Genomic DNA, 6,285 nt, shown 5'->3' with positions numbered 1-6,285 from the left:
ACCTGCCACGGTCGAGTACATCACCGCCACGAACGGCCTACGCCTGGCTCCCGTTCACGCCGAAGCAGTGGCTCTCATATGACCCGATGAATTCATCACGGTGCTGCCAGTGGCCGTAAGCGGCACGCTGGACTACGCGGTGGCGGCCCGGCGGGCGGTGGGCTCGGCTGCCGCAAGGGGCTGCGCGGTGCCGTCCGGGCCGGGCAGCTGCAGGCGTAGGGAGCGGGTTCGGGTGCCGATAGTGCAGTGCGCGGTGACGGTACGGCTGGCGATCGCGCCCCAGCCGTCCCCGAGCCCGGTGATCGCCGGGTCGCTGGTGGTCAGGCGCAGGGCGGCGCCATGCCAGGGGGAGGCGACGAGCAGGGTCGTGCCGTGCTCGCGCAGGCGGGCGTGGAGTCGCTGGATCTGGCGGGGTGTAGCGGGAGTGGTCGGCTGGAGCAGGACGACACCGAATGCACCCTCGCGGGCGAGCAGAGAGACCACCTCGGCCCAGTGCGGGCCCGGGTCGTCCGCGACTGCCAACCGGTCGAGCGGCTGGCCGAGCCCTTCGAAGGCCGCGATACCGAGGTCGCCGAGTCCAACGAGCGCGGTGCGCAAGGTGGGATCGTCCTGCACGGCGCCAGCCGCGAGCGCCATCAGTAGATAGCGGTCGCCGATCACCTCGACGGCGGCGCCGCGGGGGAGCCGGTCGGGCAACAGCGGGGCGAGCGCGGGTAGGACGGGTCGGGTCGTGGCCTCCAAGCGGCGCCGCCGGGCCTCCAGGCTGGTGGATTCCAGCAACTCGGCGAGCCGGTCGCTTTGGTCGCTGCCACCGGCGACGATCTTGAGCGGGGTGGCGTTCACCGGGCGCCCTCGTCGTCGGGCAGGGCGGCGCGCAGCTCGGCGGGGCGGAGGGTTCCGGGGGTCCGGATGATCCATTCGCGGGTCTCGGGAGGGCCCCAGATGACGCGTGCGGCCCAGCGGCCGTTCTCGAGCGGGCGCCAGGCGGTGACGATGGCGGCAATCCAAGTGCCACCAACCCGGATGACGGCCGGGGACCAGGCGGCCCTCTCACGTCCTGCGGCCTGTTCGACTTCGTCCGCGGGGGCCCGGCGGGCGTCGCGCCAGCTACCGGCGGTGCCAGGCGGTGTGGGGCGGTGGGGCAGATACGTGGACATAGAACAAATGTTCGACCAAGTGCGTGCACCTGGCCAAACCTCAGATGATCAAGGCTCTACAACTGGGGTTGGACGCCTTCCCCGGGCCTGCCATCGCACGGTGGGACCGGGCGTTCAGGGAGCGTCGATGATGACCGCCCGGATGAGTCGTACCGTTCGCTGAGGGTCGAGCCGCCCGTCGCCCGTGCCGATCGCGTAGGCGACGGAGATGAGGAGTTGGGCCAGAGCAGGGCCCCGGAGCTCCATAGGGGCCTGCTGCCAGGAATCATGGGCCGCAGCAGCGCCGTCGGCGCGATGGACACTCTGGAGCAACAGCACAAGGGACGTAATGGGGTCCGCCGTCCGCGCGACCTGCCGCAGGTGTTCGACGCCCTGGTGCTCCGCCAGCCCGTAGACCGGCCGGGTCGCCAGAAGACCGAGAAGAAGTGCAGCCGCCTCCCAGAACGCATCGTCGCCGCGGTCCGCGAGCTCTTCGAGCAGGACCCGTACGATCGCAGGGCTGCCGGTGCGCACGGTGGCGTCAAGGGCGTCATCGACTAGGTCTTCCACGGCTGGGCGCCGGGGGCGCAGACCGGCCATGCCGGGGATGGCCTCGTCGGGACTGGGGTGGTCACCAGGGTGCATCAGCCGACCGTATACGCCAGCGAGCACCAGGGCGCAGCTGGCGGGATCAGCCGCGCCTGCACCGTAGGTGGGGTTACCCAAGCGCCCCGTTTGGGTAACCCCACCCACGCTCGGCCCCGGTCAGCGGTCGCGGCGGCGCTGAGCGCGAAGCCCAACGTCGTACAGCATCGAGCCGGGGGCAAGGACGACGAGCGGCCAGACGAGCGGGGACGTTGCCGGGACGGTGCCGTGGAGCAGGGCCGCGCCGACGCCGCCGGTGCCGAGCGTCGCGGTGCAGGCCGGGACGGCCCCGGAGTCCTACCTCTGACCCAGCCGCAAGGTAGCGCACTGCTTGCCGGTGCTGCGCGAGCAGGGGTGGCAGCGGCGGATTCGCGAGGCCGACCCGCAGTGGGCCGCCGTGGTGGAGCAGGTCACCAAGCGAACTCCCCGCCGCCGAAGGGGCTGACGATCGGCCGACAGCTCGGTCTACCTTCCGCCGGAGTCCAGCGGCCCCACCTCCCGCGAGCTGGCCGGTCCGGCCCCGCATCCGCTGACGGCACTCGGGACCCCGCCCCGGACCTGTGAAAAATAGTGACTTCCGGACCTGCTCCCTGCAAGCATCGCTTCACCGGACTGACCTGGGCGAATGCAAGAACCGTGCCTCGTCGAATCCGAGAATGCTGCATATAAGGACGGTGATTGCGGGTGAGGCACACCCGTCATTGCCGTTCGGGCGGCTTCCAGGCCCGCAGAATGGCCGTTGCCTTCTGGTAATGTCTACGACGGCGATCAGCAATGCTGATCGCTCCGTGATCCCTCCTGTCCACAGAAGGAGGTGATTCGAGTTGGAACCCACCGGTGGCAGGCCGCCCAAGCGGCGGCGCAAGCCGGTGTGGACCCTGATGCGTAGGGGGACCATCGCCCTCGGCTTCATCGCCGCGGTCGCCCAGGCCACCTACTGGCTGCTCCAGCTGCACCACGCGCTGTAGCCGCCAGAACGCGATGAGCCCGACCGCGGCAACGGTCAGGCTCAAGGCAGGGTCACACTCGGTGATCCGGGCCCTCCGCGTCTGACCTCACGAGACGGCGCGGGGGGCCTTCACTATGCCCGGACTTCGTGACTTTGCGTTTCCGTCGTCCTGGGTTTGAAGAAGCTCGGACCAACGTCCAGTCCGTTGCTTGATGCCGAGAAGCATACACCAGCCACTATTAAGTGTCATGTTTCCAGTACGTCTTTCGGACCAAGGAACATCGCCGAACCTTCTAATAACGGGCTTCCTTAGGTTCGAGTTCTCTTCAGAGAAGACTCGCAAGTTCCGTTACTCGAAGCGAATAGATTCAACAGAGAACCTACCCATCGGTTGCTGTTCATCGAACGAAGTGCATCATCCAGACGTATCACTGATGCGATGAAGCGCATCATCGACGTGTCTTCTCTCTTGCTTCCATCTCGGACAGACTCCCTCTTCCCTTGGACACACTTCCTCAGACACGCTTACTCGGTCCGTCCTCCCCGCATCCGCGGGGAGGAGGTGAACTGGTTCAGCTCCCTGTCAGTCGCTAGCTGACGGCCGTCAGCGCGGACACCGAGGACGGGCTGTCTCCCGCGCCGGCGGACCGCGGGTTCGGACACGCTCTCGGCTTGTCCGCCCGGCGCTCGCGGGTACAGCGGCGGCTTCAACGGGTACGGCCCCGCCTTCAACGGGTACAGCGGCGGCTTCAACGGGTACGGCCCCGCCTTCAACGGGTACAGCGGCGGCTTCAACGGGTACAGCGCACGGTTCGCCGTACGGCCGCACGGTTCAGGGCCGGTTCGCCGTACGGCCGCACGGTTCGCCGTACGGCCGTTCTCCGTACAGCGCACGGTTCGCCGTACGGCCGCACGGTTCAGGGCCGGTTCGCCGTACGGCCGCACGGTTCAGAGCTGGTCCGCCAGGTACGGGCAAGCGCTCATGGGGTGTACCCGGCCCCTCAGCAGGTACGGGCGAGCGTTCATGGGGTGTACCCGAGCGCTCAGCAGGTACGAACGAGCGCTCACCAAGCATGGACTTGTGTCCTGTGCCGGGCGGACTCCTGTCCGGGTGTCCAGACACGCGTCTTCCGGTCGTCCTCCCCGCGTCTGCGAGGGGGAGATGGACGGGCACTTGCCGTCAGCGGCTCGTTGACGGTCGTCAACGCGGACAGCGAGGGCCGGCTTGTGTCCCGCGTCGGCAGACACCCGGACACGTGTCCGGACAAAGGATCCGAATGTGTTGATCTGGCAGTGCTCGTTTCACTTCGGATGCTCGCGCATCCTGGTGCGGCCTCGGCGTATCTGTCCGCTTCCTGCCGTCTGACTGTCGTTCACCTCTCCTGTATGTCCGGGGGAAGTCCTCATTCGGCGCTGCGGTGAACCTGGCCCTCAACGACTGAGATGCATGAAATTGTTGACTCTTTCGGCCCAGGGCGATGGGCATCCTCAGCCGCACCAGTCGCCGAATCGAAACGTTGTCGCAGGGCTCGCGGCTCTTTCCGGACCTCGGACATCAGTGGTGAGCCCTCGTCCAATGAGCGTGGAGGCAGCTCATCGGGTTACCTGCACTGGGGCTTGTCAAGCGTTCAGTTACGCAGCGCATCCGTGAGGACGGACCGGACGCCCAGCCCAGAGGACGGCCGCTCAGCGGCGACACGGGGTTGCGGCTGGGGTCAGAGGTAGGGCTCCGGGGCCGGGATGCTCCGCAGGGCGATCCGCAGCACCACATCCCGGCGTCCGGCCGGACGCGCCGGATCGGCGTTGCGGGCGGTCACCGGCCGCTCCCCGTGGCCGGCGCAGCGGGGAGAGCGCGATCGGTGCTGCGGGTGGCCAGCCGCTTCACCTTCCGGGACCCGCTCGCCGACGAGCGCCGGTTGCGCGGCTCCTGCGGCCGCGTCGGGCTCGGCCCCGCGTGACGACGCCTGTGTGGGCGAGAGCTAGCGTCACCGCCCGCTCGGCCGGGAGAGGGCCGGACGCCCCGTCCGGTCACGCCGCCACGGCGTAGCCTGACGCGCCGCCGGTGAGCGCGTCCGGCAACGTAGAGTTAGCGGCCCCGGCGCCCGAACCCCCGAGCGGGCCCGGGTGCCGCCGCCTTGCTGGGGGCGAGGCGGGTGAGCGGGACGCCGCCCTCACCCGTAGCGTGAGGGGGATTCACCGGGCCCGCCCGGCGCAGCTGCCTCGCCGATGGCGGTAAGGATCTGCGGCAGGACCTCTTCCGGTGAGCCGGCGGCCACCCAGCGGTAGGTGGCGGTGCCGTCGCGGCGGTCGAGGAGGACGAAGCCGTCGATCATCCCTCCGGCCTGTGGCCGCCGGCGCTCTGCCATGATGACCTCGCCCGGGTCGTCCCCGGCCTGCCCTTGCAGGTCCGGGACGTCGTCGCCGAGGTGGGGACAGCCGGTGAACCGGTACAACCAGGTGTTCACGCGCCGCTCGTACGTGTATCCGCCGCCCCGCGGCGCCGGAACCTGTCCGGTGATTTCCAGGGCGGGGCGGTGAGTGAGATCGGCGCGGCGTACCCGCTTCCCCTCCTTCTCCGTACACCCGCACGGCATCCGCAGGTACTGCAGGCCGGCCATGGCCAGCTCCGTGTCACCCCGGCCGAGGAGGTCGTCGAGCTCGCCGAAGGCCAGAGCGCCCTGCACCTGTTCCGGACCATGTCCGGCCAGGGCGGCGCGGGCCATCAGCTGCCGGTGTGCCTCCTCGGCCGCCTCCTCATCCATCGACTGGGACCACCAATAGCGTCGGCCCCGGCACGACGGGCAGGGATCCGCCAGTTCATCGCCCCATTCCTCGGCGTTGCGGTTCCGGAACTCCTGGTACTCCTCGATGTCGTGCGGGTCGTCGGTGGCATGGTCGCCCGGGATGCATCGCGTCTCGTGCTCCGTGCGGCCACAGCCCCAGCAAGTGGTGCAGGCGGAGTCAATGAGCAGTCGGAGGCCGCCGTTGACCTCGTCCTCGTACTGGTCGCGGGACAGGCCGGTGCCGTGGCAGGCGGGGCAGGGATCGGCTCCGGCGAGGATGCGCGGGGGGAAGTCGACCACGAAGAAGAGGTCGTTGTCGCCGGGGCGGACGCCGCGCTCATACTCGGCTTTCACCTCGTTCAGCGCCGTCTGGTAGCTGTACGGCTCCCCGGTCAGCGCCTCCATGTCGGCCTTGCGCTGCCGCGCGGCCGCCTTCAGCTTCCGGTCCTTCTCGCCCATGGCCAGCCCTTCGCGCGCACCGGTCCCGTGACCCGGGCGCGCCGACATGCAGGGGGCGAACCACGGTGGACTTGAGGGCTGCAGATCGACCGCTGAGCAGGTTCGGGCTGTCGACGCCTGTCCGGTCACGGGCCGGACGGCTAGGCCGGGGCCTACTGCAGTCGGCCCACCGGTCACCATAGCGCACGGCCCGAGCCACCGACTGCCGATCCGCTCATCCGACACGCGCGATCGAGCCGAACGGGGGAGAGGCCCTCTGGACCGTTACGCCATTCGTGACGGATTGTCAGACGAGGGTGGGAACTTGCCGGTC

The 6,285-nt window shown here is 69.2% G+C and carries 5 protein-coding genes; 2 read left to right on the top strand and 3 right to left on the bottom strand.

Going from position 1 to position 6,285, the window contains the following annotated elements; translation table 11 throughout:
• Window positions 1-132 precede the first annotated feature (132 nt).
• Together ACIOJE_RS38395 and ACIOJE_RS38390 are read right to left on the bottom strand one after the other, a co-directional pair.
• Window positions 133-843, bottom strand: coding sequence for a hypothetical protein (locus tag ACIOJE_RS38395; RefSeq protein WP_280686221.1), 711 nt, complete (start codon window positions 841-843; stop codon window positions 133-135).
• Entirely contained in the window at window positions 840-1,157 is a 318-nt protein-coding gene (locus tag ACIOJE_RS38390) for a hypothetical protein (RefSeq protein WP_280686220.1), read from the bottom strand. Before ACIOJE_RS38390 ends, ACIOJE_RS38395 begins: the two co-directional genes overlap by 4 nt.
• A gap of 267 nt (window positions 1,158-1,424) precedes the next feature.
• Between ACIOJE_RS38390 and ACIOJE_RS38385 the strand changes: the two genes are divergently transcribed.
• Complete coding sequence (locus ACIOJE_RS38385; RefSeq protein ID WP_400782926.1) at window positions 1,425-1,697, top strand: hypothetical protein; 273 nt, start codon at window positions 1,425-1,427, stop codon at window positions 1,695-1,697.
• A gap of 908 nt (window positions 1,698-2,605) precedes the next feature.
• Window positions 2,606-2,749, top strand: a complete 144-nt coding sequence (locus tag ACIOJE_RS38380; RefSeq protein WP_280686218.1) for a hypothetical protein — start codon at window positions 2,606-2,608, stop codon at window positions 2,747-2,749.
• Window positions 2,750-4,901: 2,152 nt separating this feature from the next.
• Here the strand turns inward: ACIOJE_RS38380 and ACIOJE_RS38375 are convergent.
• A complete protein-coding gene (locus tag ACIOJE_RS38375) occupies window positions 4,902-6,101 on the bottom strand; it encodes a hypothetical protein (protein ID WP_400782924.1) in 1,200 nt (399 codons plus the stop codon).
• Window positions 6,102-6,285: the final 184 nt, after the last annotated feature.

The sequence above is a fragment of the Kitasatospora sp. NPDC087861 genome, assembly GCF_044742585.1.
In the GTDB taxonomy this organism is placed as follows: domain Bacteria; phylum Actinomycetota; class Actinomycetes; order Streptomycetales; family Streptomycetaceae; genus Kitasatospora.
This window is presented reverse-complemented; position numbering and strand designations above follow the sequence as displayed.